20 protein-coding genes are annotated in these 24,236 nt (G+C 39.8%); 13 read left to right on the top strand and 7 right to left on the bottom strand.

Annotation, left to right across the window (positions count from 1 at the left end; genetic code table 11):
* Positions 1–62: 62 nt before the first annotated feature.
* Positions 63–683 carry a protein-disulfide isomerase gene (locus IEY40_RS04705; RefSeq protein ID WP_188953846.1) on the bottom strand — a complete coding sequence of 207 codons (621 nt, stop codon included), beginning with the start codon at positions 681–683 and terminating at the stop codon, positions 63–65.
* Between the two features lie 314 nt (positions 684–997).
* On the opposite strand from IEY40_RS04705, the gene IEY40_RS04710 reads away from it, so the two are divergent.
* Positions 998–1,765 (top strand): polysaccharide deacetylase family protein, encoded by a 768-nt coding sequence (locus tag IEY40_RS04710; RefSeq protein WP_229777010.1) that lies wholly within the window; start codon positions 998–1,000, stop codon positions 1,763–1,765.
* Between the two features lie 36 nt (positions 1,766–1,801).
* On the opposite strand, the gene nqrM is transcribed toward IEY40_RS04710, so the two are convergent.
* Positions 1,802–1,990, bottom strand: a complete 189-nt coding sequence (gene nqrM, locus IEY40_RS04715; RefSeq protein ID WP_249000925.1) for a (Na+)-NQR maturation NqrM — start codon at positions 1,988–1,990, stop codon at positions 1,802–1,804.
* Between the two features lie 330 nt (positions 1,991–2,320).
* Here nqrM and IEY40_RS04720 point away from each other — a divergent pair, with 330 nt between their 5' ends.
* Complete coding sequence (locus IEY40_RS04720) at positions 2,321–2,818, top strand: PaaI family thioesterase (RefSeq protein ID WP_188953850.1); 498 nt, start codon at positions 2,321–2,323, stop codon at positions 2,816–2,818.
* Between the two features lie 123 nt (positions 2,819–2,941).
* Here the strand turns inward: IEY40_RS04720 and trmH are convergent, their stop codons facing one another.
* Positions 2,942–3,643, bottom strand: a complete 702-nt coding sequence (gene trmH, locus IEY40_RS04725) for a tRNA (guanosine(18)-2'-O)-methyltransferase TrmH (RefSeq protein ID WP_188953852.1) — start codon at positions 3,641–3,643, stop codon at positions 2,942–2,944.
* A 266-nt stretch (positions 3,644–3,909) separates the two neighbouring features.
* On the opposite strand from trmH, the gene IEY40_RS04730 reads away from it, so the two are divergent.
* The 6 genes from IEY40_RS04730 to IEY40_RS04755 all read left to right on the top strand — a co-directional run bounded on the left by IEY40_RS04730 (position 3,910) and on the right by IEY40_RS04755 (position 10,491).
* Entirely contained in the window at positions 3,910–4,296 is a 387-nt protein-coding gene (locus tag IEY40_RS04730) for a ribosome recycling factor family protein (RefSeq protein ID WP_188954559.1), read from the top strand.
* Positions 4,297–4,681: 385 nt separating this feature from the next.
* A complete protein-coding gene (gene cspE / locus IEY40_RS04735; protein ID WP_160055822.1) occupies positions 4,682–4,891 on the top strand; it encodes a transcription antiterminator/RNA stability regulator CspE in 210 nt (69 codons plus the stop codon).
* 235 nt (positions 4,892–5,126) lie between these two features.
* Positions 5,127–5,360 (top strand): hypothetical protein, encoded by a 234-nt coding sequence (locus tag IEY40_RS04740; protein ID WP_188953854.1) that lies wholly within the window; start codon positions 5,127–5,129, stop codon positions 5,358–5,360.
* A 499-nt stretch (positions 5,361–5,859) separates the two neighbouring features.
* Complete coding sequence (locus IEY40_RS04745) at positions 5,860–6,876, top strand: hypothetical protein (protein WP_188953856.1); 1,017 nt, start codon at positions 5,860–5,862, stop codon at positions 6,874–6,876.
* A gap of 203 nt (positions 6,877–7,079) precedes the next feature.
* Positions 7,080–7,994, top strand: coding sequence for an aspartyl protease family protein (locus IEY40_RS04750; protein WP_188953858.1), 915 nt, complete (start codon positions 7,080–7,082; stop codon positions 7,992–7,994).
* Between the two features lie 310 nt (positions 7,995–8,304).
* The gene (locus tag IEY40_RS04755) at positions 8,305–10,491 is read left to right on the top strand and encodes an OsmC domain/YcaO domain-containing protein (protein ID WP_188953859.1); all 2,187 of its coding nucleotides are present in this window, start codon (positions 8,305–8,307) and stop codon (positions 10,489–10,491) included.
* Between the two features lie 98 nt (positions 10,492–10,589).
* Here the strand turns inward: IEY40_RS04755 and IEY40_RS04760 are convergent, their stop codons facing one another.
* Entirely contained in the window at positions 10,590–12,071 is a 1,482-nt protein-coding gene (locus IEY40_RS04760; RefSeq protein WP_188953862.1) for a CotH kinase family protein, read from the bottom strand.
* Positions 12,072–12,419: 348 nt separating this feature from the next.
* Here IEY40_RS04760 and IEY40_RS04765 point away from each other — a divergent pair, with 348 nt between their 5' ends.
* The gene (locus IEY40_RS04765) at positions 12,420–13,823 is read left to right on the top strand and encodes a hypothetical protein (protein WP_188953864.1); all 1,404 of its coding nucleotides are present in this window, start codon (positions 12,420–12,422) and stop codon (positions 13,821–13,823) included.
* Between the two features lie 119 nt (positions 13,824–13,942).
* A complete protein-coding gene (locus IEY40_RS04770) occupies positions 13,943–14,191 on the top strand; it encodes a hypothetical protein (RefSeq protein ID WP_188953866.1) in 249 nt (82 codons plus the stop codon).
* Positions 14,192–14,288: 97 nt separating this feature from the next.
* Here the strand turns inward: IEY40_RS04770 and IEY40_RS04775 are convergent, their stop codons facing one another.
* Both IEY40_RS04775 and IEY40_RS04780 read right to left on the bottom strand, forming a co-directional pair.
* The gene (locus IEY40_RS04775; RefSeq protein ID WP_188953868.1) at positions 14,289–17,885 is read right to left on the bottom strand and encodes an FG-GAP repeat domain-containing protein; all 3,597 of its coding nucleotides are present in this window, start codon (positions 17,883–17,885) and stop codon (positions 14,289–14,291) included.
* 356 nt (positions 17,886–18,241) lie between these two features.
* Complete coding sequence (locus tag IEY40_RS04780; protein WP_188953870.1) at positions 18,242–19,456, bottom strand: ammonium transporter; 1,215 nt, start codon at positions 19,454–19,456, stop codon at positions 18,242–18,244.
* Between the two features lie 356 nt (positions 19,457–19,812).
* Between IEY40_RS04780 and IEY40_RS04785 the strand changes: the two genes are divergently transcribed.
* A complete protein-coding gene (locus IEY40_RS04785) occupies positions 19,813–20,982 on the top strand; it encodes a lipid-transfer protein (protein ID WP_188953872.1) in 1,170 nt (389 codons plus the stop codon).
* A gap of 76 nt (positions 20,983–21,058) precedes the next feature.
* On the opposite strand, the gene IEY40_RS04790 is transcribed toward IEY40_RS04785, so the two are convergent.
* Positions 21,059–22,153 (bottom strand): PepSY-associated TM helix domain-containing protein, encoded by a 1,095-nt coding sequence (locus tag IEY40_RS04790; protein WP_308424499.1) that lies wholly within the window; start codon positions 22,151–22,153, stop codon positions 21,059–21,061.
* A gap of 493 nt (positions 22,154–22,646) precedes the next feature.
* Here IEY40_RS04790 and IEY40_RS04795 point away from each other — a divergent pair, with 493 nt between their 5' ends.
* Together IEY40_RS04795 and IEY40_RS04800 are read left to right on the top strand one after the other, a co-directional pair.
* Complete coding sequence (locus IEY40_RS04795; protein WP_188953876.1) at positions 22,647–23,333, top strand: energy transducer TonB; 687 nt, start codon at positions 22,647–22,649, stop codon at positions 23,331–23,333.
* Positions 23,334–23,618: 285 nt separating this feature from the next.
* On the top strand, positions 23,619–24,164 hold the full coding sequence (locus IEY40_RS04800; RefSeq protein ID WP_188953877.1) for a carboxymuconolactone decarboxylase family protein: 546 nt from the start codon (positions 23,619–23,621) through the stop codon (positions 24,162–24,164).
* Positions 24,165–24,236: the final 72 nt, after the last annotated feature.

The raw sequence follows: 24,236 nt of genomic DNA on the forward strand, positions 1-24,236 counted from the left end.
AAAAACCACGGTTAATTCCGTGGTTTTTTTATGTGCTGTTTAATTCATGTAAATTATTATGATTAATGCTTTGACTGTTTGATCGCTGCGATCTCTAGCTCTACTGCGGCAACCACGTCTTGTGGATTTTTGAGATATTTAGAATGGTCGATAAAGATGGCATTATCATTGACGGTCATAATTAATGCAGGAAAGCTTGTCGTGCCAATAGATTGCTGTATTTCTTCAATGGCTTCTAAAATGTATTCGGCGTCGGTACTCAGCTCGTCTTTAAACACTTTATTGGTCGGCGATAACTTAAACTTTTCGACGATGTCGTTAAAGTCGTGTTTATTGTTAAATGGATTGCCTTCAATAAAATGCGCAGCTTGAATGGCATTAAGCACTGGTAATTGTTTACTGGCTTGCTTGTCTTGCATCCAGGCCATAAAGTTAGCTGTTTTTATTGAGTTTTTTGGGCTGTTAACATAACGAATATGCTCACGTCCAAATTTAAGGCCACTGGCTTTAGCTGCTGCTTGCATCTGCTCTTCGCCTGCACTGTCTTTACCTATGTAATGCGCACTGTGCAGCAAATGCACTGTCATGTCTGGATAGGCCTGCTGTAGTGCATTCACTAACGGGGTAGTGGCGTAGCTCCAGGGGCAGTGTGAGTCGAAGATAAAATAAAGCTCAGTGGTCATGGTATTGATTCATATTGGCGATCGATGGAGCGATCCTAAATAGTTTATCGTCAATATACAATCATTGTATCCAAGTTGATTAAGCAGAGTTTGGAGCAATACATAAACCATTGGTTTCATCATGGTACAAATGACTACTTTATAATAGCGATTGCCGATAGGATAAAAGCTAGTAACTAATTGAGCGTCAAACGATTGTATTTTTAAGAAAGCGAAATCTAATACGTAACGTTATTTTTAAAGTAAAGATCAGCTAAGGTCACTTTTATGGATGATGAATATTGATGATTAAATTCTTCACTTTGGTTGTCGTAATGCTTGTTTCGTTAACGTGCCATGCAGACACGATAACGAATACTCTAGATGATCACTTCACCTGGCCTGGTGGTGGCAAGTTAGCGGTTAGCCTGTCTTATGATGATGCGCTTAATAGCCAGTTAGATAACGTTATTCCTGCGCTGGATAAATATCGCTTCAAAGCGTCTTTTTATGTGGTCGCTAATTCCCCTGTCATGAATGCACGCATAGATGAATGGCGCGCGGTAGCAAATAATGGTCATGAGCTTGGTAATCATAGTGTTTACCATCCTTGTCGGGCGTCATTACCTAACCGAGATTGGGTAGCTGTGCATCATGATCTTGATCATTACAGTGTGCCGCAGATGATTGAAGAGCTTAAAGTAGCTAATACATTTTTGAAGGCTATAGATGGTCAATCTGAGCGAACTTTAACGGTGCCTTGCGGCGATATGGTGATTGGCGCTGATCTAAAAAGTAGTCAACAATATTTAAGCCTGCTTAATACGTTATTTGTTGCTGTGAAAGGGCAGGGAGAAGACGAACGGTTTACACACATATTGCATCCGGAAGGTCAAAGTGGCAAAGCGCTGATTGATTATATCCGTAATATTCCTGCAGACACATTACTGGTAAACATTATATTCCATGGTGTTGGAGGTGATTATTTATCTGTTTCATCACAAGCTCACGCAGAGTTATTAACATTTTTAGCCAATAACCGAGAAACCTACTATGTCGATTCATATATCAACCTGATGAGATATGTTGAATCCGTAAAATAGCCATTGTATGGTTATTTAGCATTAAACTGCGTGAATTCACTTTTTTACAGGTTCTTGTATTTGATAAAGTATTTTATGCTCTTCGCAGGTGACTTCACAATCACAGCTTTTTTCTATCCCCACATTGGCGAGTCCGGCGCAGCTGCCTTGAATAGGCTTTCGACCTAACAATATCCCTAATGCCATCACTGCAAAAAAAAGTATAAACACTATAAACGTCATCATAAATTCCACTGTGGTAGCCCTTTATCGTAAGTCTCTTTTTATTGTAAAGGCTCAGATGCATAGCGGCTTATTTACGTCATTATGCGCAGAGCTGTTACTCATTATGTGTGTTTGGACGCCTTAGCCAGAGGGATGGCTTGTGGTCCGTGTATAACGAGTTTTTGCATGCTTTGTCGGTGATATCAACGTTATATCACACGACATTTTCATTATTGCCTTAGGCATCACGTTTGTGAGGCCTGTTAACATTCGCAAATCGTTATTGATGTGATATTCTAAAACAATAATTGGCATATGCCAATAACTGTATTTGTATTTTTAAGGAATGTTATGAGTCTCGAACATCTGTCTGAAAAAGTATTGTTACTTGCCCAGTTAAGATTACATTTTGCAGATATCTGTGCCGATGAGTTAGTTAAGGTTGTGAGACCTTCGAGTCATCAGCATTGTATGTTGTGCGGTACGCAACCTTTGTTAGGGTTACATTTGCAATTTTATAGCACCGCAGATCAACAAGTATGGGCGCGCGCCAAAGGGACAATTCACCAACAGGGGTATCAAGGGATTTTGCACGGTGGATTTTTATCGGCACTACTTGATAGCGGCATGTGTCAGGCGCTGTTTCAGCAAAATATACAAGCGGTTACGGCCGATATGAACATTCGTTATTTACATGAAGTTCCTGTAAATAGTGAGATTTTAATTAAAGGTAAAATTATCTCATCCCGCTACCCATTATATAAAGTTGAGGGCGAACTTTATGTTGCAGGCAAACTGGTGGTTAAAAGTAACGCACGTTTTATGGCTAAAGGATTTGGTAAAAAGTAAAACGCTTGATAGCACTGATACTCTGAGCATATCAGCCAAACGAGATAACCGCTGAGTGCGAACAAAAAATGAGGCAACTCATGTGATTAGCCACCTCCAAGAGTTATGTTTGATTACGCTAGTTTATACCGTTAACGCTTGTGGATCGGGGGCACGCATTCTGTCCCACCAGTCTTTGTCGGCAACAATCTGACCTTGGTCATCAATGGCTGGGTAGGGGATTTGCTTGCGACGACACGCCTTGGCATAAACCGGATGGCCTTGTTCAAACAGCATTTTTTGGCAATATGCAGCATCAAGTTTGCGGGTGCTATACATATTGGCTTGCTCACGTTGACGTTGTGCTTCGTACATCACTAAAGCCGAAGCCACAGAAACATTGAGCGATTGCACCATACCGCGCATAGGGATAATAATGTGTTGATCTGCTGCTGTAATGGCTTCATCACTTACGCCGTCGCGTTCATTGCCCATCACAATCACTGTGGGTTGTGTGTAATCTATCTCGCGAAAATCGACAGCCGTATCTGAAAACGTGGTGGTTAACACTTGCATTTTTTGTGCTTTAAAAGCGTGATGCGCTTCTGCGAAAGTGAAGTGTTTAACCGTACTGACCCATTGTTGGCTACCAGAAGCCGTGTTACCTGAAACCCGCATGTCTATATCTGGCCAAACAGCATGAATTTGGTGAATACCGACGCAGTCTGCCGTGCGAATAACGGCGGCAATATTATTAGTCATGTGTACTTTATCAAGGCAGATAGTGAGGTCTACCTGGCGATTATCTAGCATTTGATTTATACGGGCAAAACGTTCTGGGCTCATGTGGTAACTCTATTCATTTATTTATTTATTCAACGATTAATTTCACTGATGCGTATAATGCTGGTCATGTGTTTGGTGTTGAAGGTTTTACATGGTCGTTAATATTTGCGGTGGATTATAACGCATAAATAATCTTAAATCGGTAATGATATAATTTATTCGAGGTACCGCTTGTGGCAAGCTTGTCTGTTGATGAATTTGTTTAACACATTATGTTTTTAACGATTGTAGATTATCTCGACATTAAGGCGGATCTATTGGCTGGTATAAATGATGACATCACGATTCGATTACCTTCGTTAATTCATCGTATTGGTAGTGAAAAAGCCAAGCAAGCAAAAGCGATTGCATTGCAAAATCAATGTGAGCTTAAACGTGTCCGTCGCTCTCGTCATTGGGCGTTGAGCGGTGAGGCGTTAAGTATTCAAGCTTTTACCATCGATTTACGTGCTCTAGATGATGATGGCTGGCGTTATCTTATTCAAAAAGTGTCTACGGCGCTTATTGAGCATGCTGACAAGTTAGAACCGCTTGAAACTAAACTATCGCGATTAATCAATGAGACTCCGGGTATCACATTAGGTGAGTTAATGCAGCTGACTCAATGCAGTATTGCTGAAGCTCGTATAGCTCGTTTTAATACTGATGTGTAGAGATTGCAGTAGAGACTATTGCAGTGCCAATTATTGAAGCAATATGTTTAAATTATTATGGGAAATCGTTGTTTAGATCGTTGTGTCGTGTGTTGATCGTTTTAACGCGATTCTAAGCCTTCTTACAGAATTGCGTAGGAGATATTATTATCGTGGAAGTTAAAAGAAATGCTTTACAATATCTAAAACTCATGTAGTATCTATCTCGCTCTGACATTCAGAGTTATTAATGAACACCAAGTAAAAAGAAAGCCTTAGAATCTCTTCGTTATCGTTGTTATCCTCTGTGTTTCCCTTAGCTTCATAGTGCCATTCAATAATTCAAGCTTGAGCGCATCGCATTTTCGCGACAGATTGATTAATTTAAATATATAAGGGACATAACATGTCTAAAACTACTGGTTTAGTAAAATGGTTCAACGAAGATAAAGGTTTTGGTTTTATCACTCCTGATAACGGCGGCGCTGACGTGTTCGTTCACTTCCGTTCAATCACTTCAGAAGGTTTCAAAACTTTAGCTGAAGGCCAAAAAGTATCTTTCGAAGTTGAGCAAGGCCAGAAAGGCCCTCAAGCTGCTAACGTAGTAGCTGAGTAACTCTTACTTTGTAAGATAGCGCAAATAGTCTAGCGACTGTTTGCGCTTTTTTTTGCCTGTTTTTTGACTAAGCTTAATATCATACAAGCTGTATAGGGTTATGCTTTATTGAGTTGGTTTGTTCTACAACATTTAGTTTCCTTCCTCCCACACTTCTATATTGATCTACATCAACGCCAGTTCGTATAAATCACGCCATTATATTAGTTGTACTTAATGCTTATTGGGGCCAACAATGACGGATGAAAAGTTAATGGTATGCCTAAAAATCTGTATTTGTACTGGTATTAGTTTTATTTTGTTAGGTGTATACCTGCATAATTTTAATGATGTGATTGAGGCTATGGCCGTCAACGGGATTATCATCAGCGCGATGTGTGTGGATTTTGGCATGATTTTATCTCTACCGACCAAAATGTATCTGACATTTTTGCTGGTGATGCGTGAAGCTGAAACCTGCCATAAATAGCAAATGTGATGCATAAACACTTCAAGTATGATGTTGTACTTCTCGATTAATTAATGATTCTGCCTTTACGAATATCGTCCTTTTCTGTTCACTATTTTTCGATTAATGATTGTGCATTAATTGATTTGATTAACTGTGTTAAATTTATTATTTATGCGAAATTTAAATGAGTTTCACTGTTAATCCTTCATATTTTTCCATTAGCTTCTTTATGTTCATTAGTTGGTTTCTAGGTAAATTGCAGTAATAAAAGAGCAATGCAATATTGACTGTTACTTTATTGACATAACAGTTAATTAATACAGTATTGAACTGTATCGGTATGATTATATTTGTTTTTTATTGGTTGTTGTTTACAGTTATTCTTCCGTTTATATCATTTTTTTTACTATTATTATGTGATTTGCGCAGTCTTTTCATATTGAATCGAGTGACATTCGATATGGGATCAGTTATTACTGTTTACAGGCTATAAATAAATGACATTTAAGGGAAAAAAATGAGTCCATGGTTTACTAATGTTCAGCTTGGTTTTGACATGGCTACTAGCCTGACGATTGTGGGTGCTGCAATTACTTGGGTTATTCGTGAAAAAAAGCAGGCGGAAGCTGAAAAAGCACGTGGTATTAATCAACAAGTGAGATCGACCAGTCTTAAAAAAGTCCAAGATGTACTCTTTGAGATGGAAGATAAGTTTTCTGTGTTGATTAATGAAACGCAATCTTTTGAAAATATGATTGATAACCGAGTGCGTAAAATTAATGACCAGTTAGACTTTACCCGCTTAAATGCAGCGATTAAAAGAGACGATAACTTTTTAGTTAAGTCGATGGACCGTCTGCAGGCTATTCGTGAAGAATTGGGTCAGTTTTATGAGTTGATTCAGGTTAGGCGTTACAGCTTAATCCCTTTGCTTGATGCTATTGAGGAGGGGGATAAATATATTGGTGTGTTCCAACGTAACATCGATGAGGTAGGCGAAGCTTACAATCAAATGACGTCAGGTAATGTCTCGTTGTTAAAAGAATTACAAGCTGTGATTCTGTTACTTAATAATGAATACGCTGATGAGCTGGTTGACGTGACTGATGAGGTTAAAAAAGAGCTTTTTCAGAAAATTTCAGCAGATGAAAAATTCATGAAACCCATTCAGTCTATTATTTATGATGAAGACTATTTTTACTGGGTCCAGCGATTTGTCCCAGCAGGTAAAGAAGAAGACTACTTAGAAAAAGTCGTTAGACCAAGTAAAATTGAAGACAAAGATTTGTGTTCTGAAGTGATGGTCCACTTTATTTTAGCCTTAATTGGCAAAAATCATGAATTGATTTCTCAAGTGCTCAGAACCGCCTCTGGTTCGGTAATGAAAGCGCGGATTGAGTGTAAGGATATCTTGATCTCACTAAGTGCGATTTCACACAAATTAGTGATGGATAATAATAGTGAATCACTCGAAAAAGTGATTGAGAAGTATGAAGCTGAAGAGTACTTTGGGCGAAATATTACTATTCGCTAGAAAATGATTTAGTTGTCATTACCAATGCTTGGGGGGCGCAAGTCCCCCTAAGTGTATTCCTTGAATAATCTCCTGCCTAAATAGCCGCTAGTCTTAAAAAATCATAAACTTAATTTTGCGGTTACACATCTAAACGATTGACTTTATCTTGTTTTGTTAATAAATTGTTGAGCTTATTTCGTGTGCAAGATTAGGGAAAATCGATGCGTTCAAAACTACAAATATTACTGACATTCGTAATGGTTACACTTGTTTCATTCCACTCTTATGCTGTAACTCATTGGGTTGATTTTGAAGTGATCAATGGTCACATCAATCTTCCTGTTACGATCAATGGAGTTGAAGGAAAGGCGATACTCGATAGTGGGTCTCAGGTTAATGCAATCAATATCAGCTTCATTAATAAAAATAAGTTTGAATTTTCCAAGGGAAGCAAAGTCGATATTAAAGGTGTATATGGTACCGAAACTCGCCAACTTTATAACAATGTGAATGTTAAATTATTTGGAGCCGAACTTGAGTTAGACGAGCTGGTTGGTTTACGTTTAGGTCATCATGAGGTGCAGTTATTATTGGGGGCGGGTTTACTTGAAAAATTTATTTTTCAAATTGATTACCCTAATAATCGTTTGAGATTATTTGAAAGAGACTCAATTGATTTAGCAAAGCTTAAGAATATTGAGATGCAGATCGACCGAGGAACTGGTCAACCAATTGTTAAAGTAGAATTAAATGGTGAAAAGAACGCCTGGCTTATTCTTGATACGGGTAATAACAGCGGTTTGTTTTTAAAGCGGACATTGGCTACAGATTCTGATTGGTTAAGTTTATATGGTGCACAATCGGGTACAGGCTATGGTGTTAATAACATTGCCAGTATCGATAACTTTCGCTTGCCTGAAGTGAAGTTTGGTCCATTTACTATCGAAAATGTCCAATCTAGCGTGCCTGCCGATGGCCAAACTGAGTTTATATCTGGTCAGGATAGAAGTGGCTTGTCGCGAATTAAAGGGAAAAACATTAAAGGTCTTGTCGGTTACGACATTCTTAAACACTTTGTGTTAACCATAGATTACAAGTCTGGTCACATGCATGTAGGACTTCCTGAAGAGTCATAATTGCCTGCTAATGATTATACAAAAGGTCACGATAAGTGGCCTTTTTTGTATTGATATTTTGATACTTTCATCTTCAAAACTTGTGGGCGGTTTGAGCCAAGTATTTTATGCCGCTAAAGTTAAGTATGCATAATTAAGATGTTTCGGGATGTAGGTATTATCTAAACAGAATTATTCACAGATCATTTACAAATAAGCAAATTCCCACTATTTAGGCAATTAACCCAAGACTAATGGGACAAAAACACCGATAATTCTTGGTAATTAGACAAGCTGGCCGTTTGGCTGCGCACGACTGTGGAAATATTCAATGGAAATCAAAGTAAACTTTCTCGACAACTTGAGACTCGAAGCCAAATTTGACGACTTTACCGTCACGGCAGACCAACCTATTCGCTACAAAGGTGATGGCTCAGCCCCGAGTCCTTTTGATTATTTCTTAGCATCGTCAGCGCTTTGTGCTGCTTATTTTATAAAGGTGTACTGTAAGGCTCGTGATATCTCTACTGAGCACATCAGATTGTCGCAAAACAATATTGTTGATCCTGAAGATCGCTATAACCAAATTTTCCAAATTCAGGTTGAATTACCCGATGATATTTCGGACAAAGACCGTGAAGGTATTTTACGATCGATTGATCGTTGTACGGTTAAAAAAGTGGTGCAAACAGGCCCTGAATTTAAGATCGAAACCGTTGAAAATCTTGCCTCTGACGCCAATGCGATGTTGATGGGTCAACCAGATGGTGACAGTAATACTTTTATTTTAGGTAAAGATTTACCGCTTGAACAAACCATTCAAAACATGACTGGGTTATTAGCCGATCTTGGGATGAAGATTGAAATCTCATCATGGCGCAATATTGTACCGAACGTATGGTCATTGCATATTCGTGACGCCGCATCACCTATGTGTTTCACAAACGGCAAAGGTGCGACTAAAGAAAGCGCTTTATGTTCTGCTTTAGGTGAGTTTATCGAGCGTTTAAACAATAACTTTTTTTATAATGATCAATTCTTTGGTGACGAAATTGCTAATAGCGAATTTGTGCATTACCCGAACGAAAAATGGTTTGCGCTTGAAGACGATGACGCGCTGCCAACAGGCTTACTTGATGAATATTGTCTAGACATTTATAACCCAGATGAAGAGTTATGCGGCTCGCACTTAATTGATACTAACTCGGGTAATAAAGCGCGTGGTATTTGTGCGATTCCATACACTCGCCAGTCAGATGGTGAAACAGTTTATTTCCCGTCTAACTTGATTGAAAACTTGTTTTTAAGTAATGGCATGAGTGCGGGTAACAACTTGCAAGAAGCTCATGTTCAGTGTTTGTCTGAAATTTTTGAACGTGCAGTAAAGCGTCAAATTATTGAGCAAGAAATTGTACTACCAGACGTGCCAATGGCAGTGTTAGAGAAGTACCCAAGTATTTTGGCTGGTATTAAAGGCCTAGAAGAGCAGGGCTTTCCAGTTGTGGTTAAAGACGCTTCATTAGGCGGGCAGTTCCCAGTGATGTGCGTTACCTTAATGAACCCGCGTACTGGCGGTGTATTTGCCTCTTTTGGTGCACACCCAAGCTTTGAAGTGGCATTAGAGCGTAGCTTAACTGAGCTGTTACAAGGCCGCAGTTTCGAAGGCTTAAATGATGTACCAAAGCCGACGTTTAATAGCATGGCAGTGACAGAGCCTGAAAACTTTGTTGAGCACTTTATTGATTCAACAGGGGTTATCTCCTGGCGTTTCTTTAGTAGCAAATTTGATTATGAATTCTGTGAATGGGATTTTAGTGGCACTAACGAGCAAGAAGCTAAGGCGCTGTTTGGTATCTTAGAAGACATGGGCCGCGAAGTGTATATTGCTGAGTTTACTGATTTAGGTGCATCAGCATGTCGTATTTTAGTACCTGATTACTCTGAAGTTTACCCAGTGGACGATTTGATTTGGGATAACACTAACAAATCACTCAACTACCGTGAAGACATTTTAAATCTGCATTCGTTAAGCACAAAAGCCTTGTCTAAGTTGGTAAACCGTTTAGAAGAAAGCCAATTAGATAATCAAACCGATATCCCAACCTTGATCGGCATCGTGTTTGATGAAAACACCGTTTGGGGCCAGTTAACCATTATCGAATTAAAGATTTTGATTTATCTTGCACTTGGTGAGCATGAAGATGCGTTAGAGCTAGTTGAAGAATTTTTACAGTTTAACGACAACACAGTACAGCGCCGTTTATTTTATCAAGCCGTCAATGCAGTACTTGAAGTGACCCTAGATGAAGAGTTAGAGCTTGAGCACTTTATGGGTAACTTTACCCGCATGTTTGGTCAGGAAGTGATAGACAATGTGGTGGGCTCGGTTAATGGTACTGTGCGTTTTTATGGCCTGACGAAAACCAGCATTAAGCTTGAAGGTATTGAACCACATTTACGTTTGATTGAAAGCTACAAAAAGCTGCATCAAGCCCGCAAAATGAAAGCAGGCTTGTAATAAATAGTGTCTATTTTTTGATTAATAAAGCTCATCACATAAGTGATGAGCTTTATTTTTTCGATTTTAAAACATTGTTTTAAAAGTATAAGACGTATTTATTGCTTATCTAAATAAGTATCAACAGCGGTTGCTCTATCTTCTGCATGCTCTAACAACTCATCAACAGCGCGATAGAAATCGCTGTCACTTTCTAAGAAGGTGTAGCCAGACACTTCAGATGTGGCATAGGTCTCAACCAGTGCTGAATAGTCATTGTATTTTGCTTGCATTTTATTGGTTTCAAATGCATCGCTAATGACCTCGAGTAAGTATTCGTTGTAGCGAGCACGATAGACATCATCTGCGTAGATTTTTGAGATCAGCGGCCAATTGCTTGAATTAAGATCTGAGAAGTCTAATGCCAATGCACCACCTTGATTACCATCTTGTAACGCTTCGTTATTGTCCCATGGGATCCAGGTTAGCTTTGAGGTTTCAGGGTTATTATACAAGTAGTAGTTATGTGGCATTTTACCGTATGTATCCCAGTTTTGAATGATGCCATTAACCGCTAAATATTTTAAAAATACCTCTACATCAAATACCGCTTCAAGGTTAGTACGCCATGTGGCTGGGTCGCTAGAGTAAGTATCGTCATGCAGCGCACTAAATAGTGCTTCAATATCAGACCAGTCTTCATCGTCTTCATTGGTTTTTTTCTCAAAGTCGTCTTGGCTAAATGAGCCCTCAACAAACATGGCGCCATCATCTTCAGGTTTATACAAGTTACCTTCGTCGCTTGAGAATTGGGTATCAATTACTGTGTCGTCAACTTCTTCAACGAGAGTGTATAGGCCAAAATATTCAGGGCCATCACCATGATCGATGTACAAGGTATAAAAACCGGTGTGAGACACAGCAAGACCGGCGTCTTTAAATACATCCGCTGCAACTTTTTCGCGTAGCATGGACTCGTCGTTATAGTTATTTTTTAAACTAAACTTTTTAAATCCGTAAAACCGTTGGTTTTTGATTTGTGGGTAATCATCTTCAAACTCATCGAAGTCGAGTTTTAAAGCAAGTTTTAAAATACCTTGCTGCCAACTGCTTTGCAGTGATGAGTTACCTTTAAAACGGATACCAACCCGATACCATTGGGTGCCGTTATAAAACACTTCAGCAGGCACAAAGATAGGATCGTCTTCATCCACTAGAGTGCTTGAACTGGTTCGGCCAAATGTGCCATAGAGATCCGTCATGTTGTCTAGCATACTTTGCCAGCGGTCTTCTGTTACGACGATATCGAGTCTTTTAACTTCAGTATCACTAAACACTTCATCAAAATTAGGATCGACATTTTTACTGTGAGTTTCGTCAGTCCAATCAGTCGCTTCAAAATCTGCATCGGTAACTTCTGTTGTGCTGGTATCTGTGGTGTCGGTGCTTGTTACTGTTTCAACGACATCTGTTGTATTGTCGCTATCGCTTCCACCACAACCTGTCAGCAATAGTAAGCTACTGAGTGCGAGTGCAAATAAGAACGTAATCGGCCGGTTAAACAGCCTATTGATTGGGTATAAATGATTACTGGTAACCATCAGATTCTCCTAACATTTGCTTATACTGGGTTATACGATTAATTGAAATAATATCGTTAACAGTATGTTAGAGAAAAAAGGTGCATAAATTGTGCAGATAGAGTGGATATCTACAGCAAGTCAATAAAAGTGAGGCGTAGGTCATAACTCATGTATTGGGTGCACGTTGTTAACCGAGTTAATGTGCTCGTAATGCGATAGAGTAGCTATGAGTCTCAATCGTTGAAGTTGTTTTAGTGCATTGGCAAGCAGTGGGTTTACAGTGACTGAATTTCAGATTAGGGTAGAGATTACTATTAAGTGTTAATACTGTGTAAAAACAAAATCTTATAGACTCAAGGACGATACATGAAATCTTCACTTTTTTTGCTCAGTTGTGCAATCTTAAGCCCTGCCATAAATGCCAATGAATTACCGCCAATTCTGGATTTTTACCCACTTTGTAGTCCACATATTATCGATACAACCAATGATAAAATTGTCTATGATATTGACCCAGACTTGCTGGCATCTTCTAGTGATGGCGTGTTGTCCCATCGTGATGCTTATGTACAAAAAGCGTTTGTGGAAATAAAGCGCAAAGCTGCAGCAGCAGGCGCAGATGCTGTTATTATTGATAAGTTAACTGTTGGCGGAGTTGTTCGAAGTATTGACCTGCAAGATGACAGCAGCCAAGTTAAGTCTAATACAAAGCAAATCCATGTGATTACCACTGCGCAATACGTTACCTTTTGTGACGATACACAACTGAGCAAAGATCCCACACCGTATAACAGTCAAGGTAAATCAGTTTCGTATACCCAAACCACCGTTAAGTTGACAATGCCAAACGAGGGGAATGTATTAAAGCAAGCGCAAAAACACCAAGCACCTGATGCGGTTATTACAACCGACAGCGCCTATGGCATACACATAGGTGACTCGGTAGATGTTTTACAACAAGCATTAGGCCCTCACAGTATTCAGTTGCAACTGGACAATGGTGCAACCGTTTATGGTTATGGGCGCAGTCTATGGTTTGTTGTTAAAGACAATCGTATCGAGATGATTACCCAGGATTTAGGGTTGTTAAATGGCCATGGTCAAAACCAAATTGCCTTGAGTGAAAACTATGATGGCGATAATTGGGTGATTGCTAATCAGGTGCGTCAAGGTGATGGGTTTGCTAGTGTGAAAGCGCATTTAGCGCTTAAAAAGCAAGGTGATGTTTACAGTGTGGCAGGTAAAAATAGCCGATTGATATTAGCCTTCGAAGACTATAATGAAAGTCTAGATAACGCCGCTGTTTCTCGACTGAACAGCTTTGCCATTTTACCGTTAACAGCAACCGATGAGCATCACGTTCAGTTTGGTAATTTTGATAATATCGACATCACAACATTGCTGACATTAGCATTTAAGCAAGCTTATACCTTGCAACCACAACAGCTCATCAACCAAATCCAATTGACAGATAATGGCCCAAAAGTACTGGTGAATAGCAATGTGTTATTGGGATTTGATCGCCAGGGGGTTGTCAATTCAATCAAAATTACCGAGTCGATGTTTGGCGCACAAACGATGAGTGAATTTAACGCAGTGCTTGCCAGTTACAACTTGCCCGCTATCAAATCTCAATTGTTGGAGCGATACCCAAACGCAGAAGATAATTTTGATAACATTATGCTGACAAAAGGGACTTTGATGTTGTCGATCAATTTTGATTCATACGATGAAGATGCACAGTTAATTGATCTCACTTTACAGTTTTAATTTAGCCCATCGCGACATTTAAAGTAGTGTTAATAGTGAAATTGCCACGGATAAAATGAAGATTATTACCGTTCAATGCGCTAAAGTAGCACCCAAGTTATAAAGTTTTTGGGAAGTATATGAATATTGAAAATGAGGTGATTGATAATTTAGCCGATTTAGAACGCTTTTTAGTGTTAGTTGAAAAGGGCGGTTTAGGTTTAGAAGGCGTTGCTGGCGTGGGTATGGCAACCAGTAATGCTGATGGTCGTCATTTTGTTGCGGTATTTGGTGATAACCATAAACTTTTACTTGGCCGCTGGGTAACGCCTGAAATCTTTGAAAGCGGTCAAGAGATGGTTAAGAATGGCGTTAAGTCTAAGCACTGATCTCCCCTGGTTTAATCAAGACGAATACCGTTTAAACAAAACAGGCAGAATCGAAATTCTGCCTTTTTAATGGTTTTGATGCTGCATTGTCCTAGGATTAATGAATAAGATACATTGCTTTGTTTGTCGACAACATCAGCTGTAATCCCTTCGCAGTAGAGTAACGTGCTTTAAGCCCTTGTTCAGATGGTTCACCAATTAAACTTGGACTTCTCCAAATAACATTGCTGTTAACATCGTGTTTTTCAATATGATAATCTGTGTCTTCTTCGCTGTAGTATGCTTGCCCGACTTGAACTGCGACAAAATAGCCTTGGTTACTGCTGGTGGTTTCATCGATAGCAATGCCAAAAATTGAACGCTTGATGGCTCTAGTGTCTTTTTCAACAAGGGTTAAGTTGGCTATTTCGTATGTATAGATATTGCTGTTATTTTCATAATGATCAGTGTTAATACACATCAGTTCTTGTTGTGTGTCACTATCTAGGTTTATTAACGTCAAATACTGGCAGTTTTGATTTATAAACGATTGTTCTGACAGTGAACTCGTGTTTAGTGTTAGTAGGCTTACGGTATTATTTCGGGCCACAATCACGGTTTTTTCATTGATGACAAAGTCGGTAATATTGCTTTCAAAACTGTATTGGGCAATTAGGCTTTGGTCGTCAATATTAACGATTTTGAGTGTCTTGCCGTCGGCATAAATGGCATCTTCAAAACCATCTTTATTGATATCGAATGCCTTTATCATGCCAATGTCAGACTGGCTGCTGATTGTAGATTGCCAATGGAAGCTATAATCAAATAATTGCATCACGCTCATGCGCCCGTCGTAATACTCTGTTGTTGGCAGCAGTAAATCACCAAAACCGTCGTGGTTATAATCAGTAGTGACGGCATGAAAGCTATTATCCGAATTTGATGATATTTGCTCACTTAATTGGTAAGAACCATCAGCTGCCATTGTCAGGATTCGACTTCCTTGATAGCCGTTTGCGGTTTGCGGTACAAAGAATACGGCTTTTTCATCATTATCAGTGATAGTTGACCAACCTGCACTGCTAAAAGAATCTAATTGAACGGTAGAAGGGTTTTGTTTAATGTCGATGGTATTGATACCAATATCAGCCACAAGCAAACGATCTTCGGCTGTGGACATTGAATCAACGCCCCAATGAAGTTCGTCTTCACCATCATTATCAGAGTCGCCGACAGTTAACGAGCTTACGCTAGAGTATGGAGTATATTGAGACCATATTTGTGATAGTTCATTACTTGTTAAATTATAAGCATGCACTTCTCCAGATTGACATTCACCCACCACTAATTCGTCGGCGGCGTCATCATCTAAATTCATGGTATTGATTGAACAAGTATTAAATACTTCAATGGTGGCTAATTGCGCTTTATTGACAGCAGAATAAACCGCGATAGCTCCCCAATGATTCGCACCAGCAATTTCTTTAACACCATCGCCGTTGTAGTCACCAACCGTTATCGTTCGGTCACCAAATTGCGTGCTATTAGCCCATTTATTTTGCCAACTTTGGGTATCGTAAACTAAGCCAGTATTGGTGATGAGTTCAAGACCTTGTTGCAAATCCACATTGGAAAATATGACCTGTTGAGCACTAATATTGGCAGTAAATAGCGTTTCTGAAGGCGCAGACATGCTGATAACACTGAGCCGTGATTCGGACTCGTAAGCGTTAATCCCTCGAGCATGCAAATAAGCAATTTCTGGGATCCCGTCGTTATCGATATCATCAATTGCACCGCTGAAGAGCGTGTCTTCGGTCGCGAATAATTCGTATGGCAAAGCGTTGAGATCATTAATCACGCTAATACCGTGTGTTGTAATCACCACAATATCATCACGATTATCTTTGTTGGTATCAAAAATCAGAACTTGGTTTATTGTGCCTTTAGTCGCTAATTTAAATGGATAAAACCAGGTTTGTACGTAACTGTCATTTTGTTCGGTTAAAATAAACAGCCTGTTATTATTATCAGTAGATAACAACTCATTGCTACCATCACCATCAAAATCTCCTACCCACATTGATTTATCGTTACTAGGGACTTCAATGCCTGAGCGAGCTAATGGTATTGGTTTATCGGCATTCACATCAAGTGAAACCGTCGCTGATTCGAGGATATTGCCATTTGAGTCGGTAAGAGCAAAAACAAAGTCGACACTTTGTAAGGGGAAAAGATAGTCACTTCCGACTTGCCAAGTAACAAGCCCCTGGCTGTCAATGGTCGCGCCACTAGGCCCTGAAATTAACATGCCAATTTTAGCAGGATCAAGATTGTCTGGGTCTGTGAGCAATGCACTAAATTGCACTGTTTGCCCCGATTGTATGTGGCTAGGTAGGTTAACGGCATTAAATTGTGCGGGTGAGTCGTTAATGGTAAAGAAAAAATAATCACTCTCAACAGTATTAATACCATCGGAAACCACCATTGCCACTTTTACTTCATCCCCATAAACGGCAATGTGAGCTGGCAGAATGTAACTGGTTTGCCCGCTGACAAGTTGGCCATTAATATACCAGCGGTAACTGACAGTGAGTTGAGCAAGACTGTTATCTGGGTCGAAATAATGCCCTGGTGACACAGTCAGTGGTGTTGTTGTATATAACTGGTAATTATTACCGTTTGGCGCATAAACTTCTGGCGGTAATGACATCTTAGCCACATCAACAAGTGGTTTATTTGATAAATTATTGGTGATTAAGTCATTAACAGATGCAAAGTAAGTACCTACATCATCAATGCCATTATTGTCTGTATCTTGGGTATATTTTACCGGGCCATTTAAAAACTCTAGCGTAGACAGATTAGTGCCCTTAACTATGATCTTTCCTTGCTCTAAATCTCCGCCCAAAGCATTTGTCGATATGTTGAATTGACCTAAGGTGCTATGAAAATAAGCTCCTGAAATGACCCAATTAAATTGGTTGTTTTGATAGGATTGAGTTTGAGTTTGAGTTAGCTGAAAAAGTGCTTGTGTTTGGCCAGAGTAAGTATAAAGAAGATTGGTTTTGATACTGTTGCTGAATTGATCTGTATTTGGGTTTTCTTGGCTATTAATTCCATAGCTGCCAGTCAGTGACGTTGTGAGAGTACCTTCTTTCCAAGATAGATTATCAAAGTTAAAGCTAAAATTATATTGACTGTCTGTGTTAGTTTTTAGCGAAAAGGCCATGTTACCGTTGACATTATTGCTATAGCCGTCGCTACAATTATTGTAACTTACGGCAAGGTTTCCGGTAAATTGACTGCTTAATTGGCCTTTAAATTTGATACTGCCAGAGGTCGAACATTGGACTGTAAAATCCACTTTCCCAGAGTTGGGTACATTATAATCAAGTTCTTCTAAATGTAAGTTAGGCAGTATAACACCTTCGCCAATAACCACTTTTTTAAACACATGTTGGGTATTTGCGAGGGTTAATGTCGTCAATGATTTACTGCCAGTGTAGCGTACGCTAACTAATTGTGATGCCGCGTTCTCTAGCTCAATAGCATTATAGTTATTGGCGTTTTTAATAATATCAGACTGTGAGCTGGTGCCAGCTGGATTATCGGGTGTTTCAGTGGATGTGTCAGAAGAGTCTCCGCCACCGCCACAAGCCGAAAGAGAAAATAAAATCGCAAATGCGAGCGAGGAGCTGGTTTTCGTTAACATTTTTCATCCTTGTGACAATGCTAGATAGATGTGTTTTTTGTGTAAATTTGTTGTTGGTTTTTTGTTGGCTATACTAGGATTTAGATATGGTTTTTGCAATGTAAATTTATGCTGAAATCAGTTATTTTTTTAAGGCAAATGAGGTTGAATCGTGACTACATATGCCGCTCAAGATTAAGTGGTCGTTTGGAGACATTTTTGCGGAGTAGTAAGTGGTTAACGTTATTGATTTAAATGGATTTATTTATTTTTATCGAGCGTCATGACGGATGTTAGAGCAATTTTAATATTGGCTAATTAAGGCCACCAAAAGGCAGAATGAATATTCTGCCTTTTTTAATGGTTAACTTTTGTGATTACTTATCTGAGTTGGTTGATCCAATTTTATGGACGGCTAAGTCGGCGCCAATAAATTCATCTTCCTGACTCAAACGTAAGCTTGCGACTTTATTGACGATACCATAAACAATAAGCCCACCAACTAAGGCTACAACCACACCGGCCACACTACCAACGAGTTGCGACCTAATACTTACCCCGCCAAGGCCGCCTAATGCTTGTTGACCAAAAATACCCGCTGCAATGCCGCCCCATACTCCACATAAACCGTGAAGAGGCCATACCCCTAGAACGTCATCTATTTTGTTGCTGCGTTGTAATTTAGTGTATACCCATACAAATAAACCGCCCGCGACACCGCCGACAACAAATGCGCCAACAGGATGCATTAAATCAGAACCCGCACATACGGCAACTAACCCTGCTAATGGTCCGTTATGGATAAACCCGGGGTCATTTTTACCGACAACTAGCGCGACAACCGTGCCGCCAACCATAGCCATTAAACTATTAACCGCGACTAAACCGCTAATGCCATCGAGTGTTTGTGCTGACATTACGTTAAAGCCAAACCAACCAACAATCAGTACCCATGAGCCTAGTGCTAAAAATGGAATGTTAGACGGTGCGAATGCAATACCCGGCTTACGACCACGGCGAGCACCAAGTAAATAAATCGCCACTAATGCCAGCCAACCACCCATAGCATGTACCACAACTGAGCCGGCAAAATCATGAAATTGAGCGCCAAATTGATTTTCTAACCAGGTTTGAAATCCATAATTACCATTCCAGATAATGCCTTCAAATAGCGGGTAGACAAAGGCTACAATCATAGCAGAGGCAAATAAGAAGGGTCTAAAGCTACCGCGTTCTGCAATACCGCCTGAAACTATGGCGGGGATCGCTGCAGCAAAAGTGAGTAAGAAGAAGAATTTGACTAACTGATAGCCGTTATCAGCCCCTAATGTTTCAGCACTGACAAAAAAGTGGCTACCGTATGCGATTTGATAACCAATGACAAAGTAGGCGATGGCTGAAAAAGCAAAGTCCGTTAGAATTTTAACCAGGGCGTTGACTTGATTTTTGTGTCTGACGGTACCGACTTCTAAAAATGCAAAGCCAGCGTGCATCGCTAACACCATGATTGCACCAAGTAAGATAAACACCGTGTCCGCACTTTGTGCAATAACTCCGATCGCATCACTAATATTGTTCTGTTCAGTTGCCATATACCGATTCTCTTTGGAAATTCATGCATTTATAAAGCAAAAGCCATTCCGATTTTATTATTCAATTACACTTTACTGGGCTCTTATGGTGCAAATATCTGAAAATATTGCTTAAATGTTTTAGGTTGTGCTCAATGGTTGTGCAATCTCCAAGCTTGATTATGCTAAAAAATCGCCTTAAAACAGTAGGAAATATTGATAGTGTATTATTTTGGTGCTCGCTTGCTTTCTTTTGGTGCGACAAGTTGGGTTTGAAATACCCTTACATTAACAGCTGTGATTAGGATAATCTCGTGAATATCTGAACGATATTTGAATCGTTAGTTGATGCAATTAGACGCCGTAATAGGAGCTATATGACAACAGTAAGAGTCGCTGGAGTAGGGATGATCCCATTTTGCAAACCAGGACAGCAACAACCTTATCGAGTGATGGCCGCTGAAGCTATTAAGTTAGCAATAGCGGACGCTGGCATCAATGCGAAAGCGATTGGCCAAGCATATGGCGCTTACATCTATGGTGACAGCACCTGCGCTCAACATGCATTTTATGACGTAATACAAAGCGGTATTCCTGTTATTAATGTTAATAACAATTGTTCGAGTGGCTCTACTGCGTTGTTTTTGGCTCGTCAAGCGGTATTATCGGGCCAAGTTGAGTGTGCATTAGCGTTTGGTTTTGAAGAAATGCAACCCGGCGCGTTAGGCTCACACTGGCAAGACAGAGAAAGTCCATTCGAGCGACTCGATCCTGTATTGCAGCAGTTCAATGCGCCACAAGGTCCAATTGCGTTACGTGCGTTTGGTGCGGCTGGGCGTCACTACATGGATAAATATCATATTAACGCAGATATCTTTGCCAAGGTGGCCGAAAAGTCGCGCAGGCATGCCATTAATAATCCGTACTCAATGTTTTCAACGCCATTAGCTTACCAACAAGTGCTCGACGATAAGGTAATATACGATAATTACCTCACTCGCTTAATGGCATGTCCGCCAACGTGTGGTGCCGCGGCGACGATTGTGTGCAGTGAACAGTTTGCCCGCCAGCACGGCATAACATCTAAAGTAAAAATTATTGCTCAAGCGATGGCGACTGACACAGAGCTCTCGTGGCAAGACCCCATTAACGCTGTAGGCAAAGGCATGACCCAACAAACGGCAGAGCAAGTGTATTGTGATGCCGGTATTGGCCCTCGAGATATTGATGTGATTGAGTTGCATGATTGCTTTACCCCAAATGAGGTGATTACCTATGAAGCTCTAGGGTTGTGCCCTGAAGGTGAGGCGGCTCAATTGATTGCTGATGGAGATAATACTTATGGTGGGCGATATGTGATTGGGCCATCGGGTGGCTTGATGTCAAAAGGGCATCCTATTGGCGCGACTGGGCTTGCCCAATGTACCGAATTAACCTGGCACTTGCGCGGGCAAGCAGGTAAGCGGCAAGTTGATAACGCTAGACTGGCACTGCAACATAATGTTGGTCTCGGCGGTGCTGTAGTGGTGACATTATACGGCGCGTAGGTATAGATTATATGCCGTAAAGTGTTACTCAATGCAGTGCGAAATATTTCACACTGCATTGTGGATATATATTCTGTTATGCGGCTTTTTTAGTTTTTCGACCAAATGTGCGGCGACAAAATGTCACTAGACTAAACGATAAAATGCCAGTACCAATCAATGACACTAAGGTTATCAATGCCACATAACTGGCAGGCATATTCAACCCATCATGAAGTGGTCGTACAAAGCTAGAAATCCTGCCCGATAATGGTCTGTCACTGTGAGTTAATGCTGACTCGATGACGCCCGTTGTATGGTTAATGCTAATACGATCTGCTTCTCTTAACCAAACTCCAGGATGTTCGTCAAATTGAATAGAAAATATCTGAGCCAGCGGTTTGTGGTTATCGAGCCGCGAGGTTTTGTTTGGTTTTTTACCTTTTTGTTCTCTCGGTTTGCTTACAGAGACTAACTCTGCGTTTGGCCAAACTTGTTGAGCATTTGTGAGTTGGCTTAACCAATTATTGCCTTGGCTTACAGGAAACGATTGAGTAACAGTTTTTTGATTTAGTGCCTCAGCCCATAAACCATTATAGGTAATTAAAAATCCACTTATACACAATATAAATAACGGTATTGAGATAAACAGCCCTAATTGAATGTGGCTTTTAAGCAAACTGCTTGAGCGAGTGCTCTTAGGAAAAGTTTGTTTTAACCGAAAACCATTACGTACTCGCCACCATAAATAAATCCCGACTAATGTGACAATACCGCCAGCCAATGAGGCCCACGCATTGATGTATTTGCCGCCATTTTCGATCAAAAAATTACGATGTAACCAGAACGCTGTTTCATAAAAAGGCAGGTCGAATGAAGCGCGGCTAGCTAGTGCGTTGAGTTCATTGTCTAAAGCAATGGCCTTACCGCGTGTACTGGCTTGAACATAAGGCGTGTGCTCAGTTGGAAAGCGAACTGTGCTCATTTCAGGGTAGCGTTCAAATACCGTTGCGACTGTCTCGGCCTTTTGCTCTAGTGTCATTGGCGCAAATGTTTGGCCTAAATTGTCTGTGCGTTTTAATAAATCAACGCTGCCTAAATAAACTCCAGTTGTTAGTACAATTAGCATTGTAATACTAACCGTAAAACCTACCCAATTATGAAACCATTTTAATATTGAAACCATATTCATGTTGTATTTGCTCAAGTTGCATCGTGCTGTGAATTAATTGGTAATTAAACCATCTGATTCTATTGTGCTTTTTAAGAATATCCATTAAGAACCTCACAACTGGTAATGGTAATCAGTCTCAATTGTAAGTTCAATTGAAGAGTATCAATACAAGAAAACTAAGTGTGTTTAATATGTGATATGTGATTATTTTGTTAATAAAAAGATCGTTAAATGTTTCTATTTATGGCGGTCAACTCTAAATGTAACAAAATGTTTTACATTGATTGACAATGTTGCTAACAATTAATAGGCCATTTACTTTAACCAATATTAACTTAAGCGTAATGTGCAGCTTAAAAGCTGTTTTACATTTTATAACATTAAGATTTATGACGTTATTTAATTCATTATTTGTTGTGAATGTACTATGACCGTTAAGCAGTATTAGATGAAAACTTGGCATTATTTGTCTTGATTTCATTACCTTGGGTTACAAATAAAAGGATTGTCTATGAACTCAAATAGTTTGCTTGGTCGACAAGATGATTTGTTTCACACCGGTGTGATAAAAACAGAGAGATTATTTAATTATCAAAAATGGTTGAGTCAAACAGCCATTGTGATAATTGGCGCCGTTGTGACTTTAGGATTATTTGTGTTTATGTCGCAATTAGTTAAAAACGATCATGTTTTAACTGGTGAGGCGAGCGACGCTCCGTTAGTTAACGTTGTTCAAGATATTCCTAAGCCGGTAGCCCCTAGAACTATCGAACGTTTAAAGCCTAAGCCAATAATCCCGAATGTAGAACGTGTCGCAATTCCTACATCTGCTGGCGGTGAAGTCACCATGATAGCCAATGAGCTTATTCTCCCAGTAGTACAGACGGGATCTGAAACATATGAAAGAGGGGGAAATTCAAGCGACGCGTTACCTGTTGTTCAAGTCGCGCCTCAATATCCTATTATCGCTGCCCGTGACGGAATTGAAGGCTATGTGGTTGTAGAGTTCGATATTAATGAAATGGGTGCGGTAATGAATGCTAAGGTGATTGATGCTCAACCCAGGCGCACATTTGATCGTTCAGCGATTCAAGCAATAAAGGGGTGGAAATACAAACCTAAATTGGATCAAGGCCATGCAGTAAGTCAATATCGCCAACAAGTTAGACTTGATTTTTCTTTAGAAAAATCGAATTAAAGGTTCTTTCTAGCTTGCATTTTGAACAGGCAATAGCAGAGTTAACTACAATAATAAGACTCCTAAATTGATATTTATGCCGTTAATATTTTAGCGATTAACGGTTTATTTTTATGCTCTTTACCTACCTGATAATAAACATGACTTATAGCCTTGGATTGAATACAGCAATGTAACTTGAGTGTTTGTTCAAAAACAATTTGAACAATCGCTCAAATTGTTTTATAGTAATTTCAATTCGAAACAAAGCATCCACCAATTTATTCATTGAGAAGAGAAAATATTATGACTTCATTTACTATCCATACAGCAGAAAGCGCACCACAAGAAAGCAAAGCAATGCTTGAGGGCGCTAAACAGCAAATGGGCATGGTACCTAACCTATTTGGTGTTTTAGCTGAATCGCCAAGCACGTTAAAAGCGTATCAACAATTACATCAGTTCTTTACTGAGACCTCATTTAACGCGGAAGAGCTAACCGTAGTATGGCAAACCATTAACGTTGAGCATGAATGTGGTTATTGTGTGCCAGCACATACGGGTATTGCTCACTCAATGAAAGTTGATGCTGCATTAACTGAAGCATTGCGCAACAAAACTGCGATGCCAACTGCTAAATTACAAGCGCTACAAGATGCAACATTAAGCATTGTTCGTAACCGCGGTAATATTTCGACAGCAGAACTTGAAGCTTTTTATGCAGCAGGTTATGCCCAACAGCAAGTGCTAGAGATTATTTTAGGCTTGTCACAAAAAGTGATCAGTAACTATACCAATCACGTGGCAAAAACACCGGTTGATGACGTATTCAAAAAGTTTGCTTGGAAATAACGGTTAACGAATAATCAGCTTTTATTGTTAATCAATAAAAGCATGGCTCTCTAATACCAATGTCAGCGATAT

The sequence above is a fragment of the Shewanella ulleungensis genome (assembly GCF_014648315.1).
GTDB classification, from domain to species: domain Bacteria; phylum Pseudomonadota; class Gammaproteobacteria; order Enterobacterales; family Shewanellaceae; genus Shewanella; species Shewanella ulleungensis.

Bases quoted from the DNA above. Each gene is read 5' to 3' on its own strand.
- IEY40_RS04705 (WP_188953846.1), bottom strand. From the start codon at position 683: ATGACCACTGAGCTTTATTTTATCTTCGACTCACACTGCCCCTGGAGC.
- IEY40_RS04710 (WP_229777010.1), top strand. From the start codon at position 998: ATGCTTGTTTCGTTAACGTGCCATGCAGACACGATAACGAATACTCTA.
- nqrM (WP_249000925.1), bottom strand. From the start codon at position 1,990: ATGATGACGTTTATAGTGTTTATACTTTTTTTTGCAGTGATGGCATTA.
- IEY40_RS04720 (WP_188953850.1), top strand. From the start codon at position 2,321: ATGAGTCTCGAACATCTGTCTGAAAAAGTATTGTTACTTGCCCAGTTA.
- trmH (WP_188953852.1), bottom strand. From the start codon at position 3,643: ATGAGCCCAGAACGTTTTGCCCGTATAAATCAAATGCTAGATAATCGC.
- cspE (WP_160055822.1), top strand. From the start codon at position 4,682: ATGTCTAAAACTACTGGTTTAGTAAAATGGTTCAACGAAGATAAAGGT.
- IEY40_RS04740 (WP_188953854.1), top strand. From the start codon at position 5,127: ATGACGGATGAAAAGTTAATGGTATGCCTAAAAATCTGTATTTGTACT.
- IEY40_RS04745 (WP_188953856.1), top strand. From the start codon at position 5,860: ATGAGTCCATGGTTTACTAATGTTCAGCTTGGTTTTGACATGGCTACT.
- IEY40_RS04750 (WP_188953858.1), top strand. From the start codon at position 7,080: ATGCGTTCAAAACTACAAATATTACTGACATTCGTAATGGTTACACTT.
- IEY40_RS04755 (WP_188953859.1), top strand. From the start codon at position 8,305: ATGGAAATCAAAGTAAACTTTCTCGACAACTTGAGACTCGAAGCCAAA.
- IEY40_RS04760 (WP_188953862.1), bottom strand. From the start codon at position 12,071: ATGGTTACCAGTAATCATTTATACCCAATCAATAGGCTGTTTAACCGG.
- IEY40_RS04765 (WP_188953864.1), top strand. From the start codon at position 12,420: ATGAAATCTTCACTTTTTTTGCTCAGTTGTGCAATCTTAAGCCCTGCC.
- IEY40_RS04770 (WP_188953866.1), top strand. From the start codon at position 13,943: ATGAATATTGAAAATGAGGTGATTGATAATTTAGCCGATTTAGAACGC.
- IEY40_RS04775 (WP_188953868.1), bottom strand. From the start codon at position 17,885: ATGTTAACGAAAACCAGCTCCTCGCTCGCATTTGCGATTTTATTTTCT.
- IEY40_RS04780 (WP_188953870.1), bottom strand. From the start codon at position 19,456: ATGGCAACTGAACAGAACAATATTAGTGATGCGATCGGAGTTATTGCA.
- IEY40_RS04785 (WP_188953872.1), top strand. From the start codon at position 19,813: ATGACAACAGTAAGAGTCGCTGGAGTAGGGATGATCCCATTTTGCAAA.
- IEY40_RS04790 (WP_308424499.1), bottom strand. From the start codon at position 22,153: ATGAATATGGTTTCAATATTAAAATGGTTTCATAATTGGGTAGGTTTT.
- IEY40_RS04795 (WP_188953876.1), top strand. From the start codon at position 22,647: ATGAACTCAAATAGTTTGCTTGGTCGACAAGATGATTTGTTTCACACC.
- IEY40_RS04800 (WP_188953877.1), top strand. From the start codon at position 23,619: ATGACTTCATTTACTATCCATACAGCAGAAAGCGCACCACAAGAAAGC.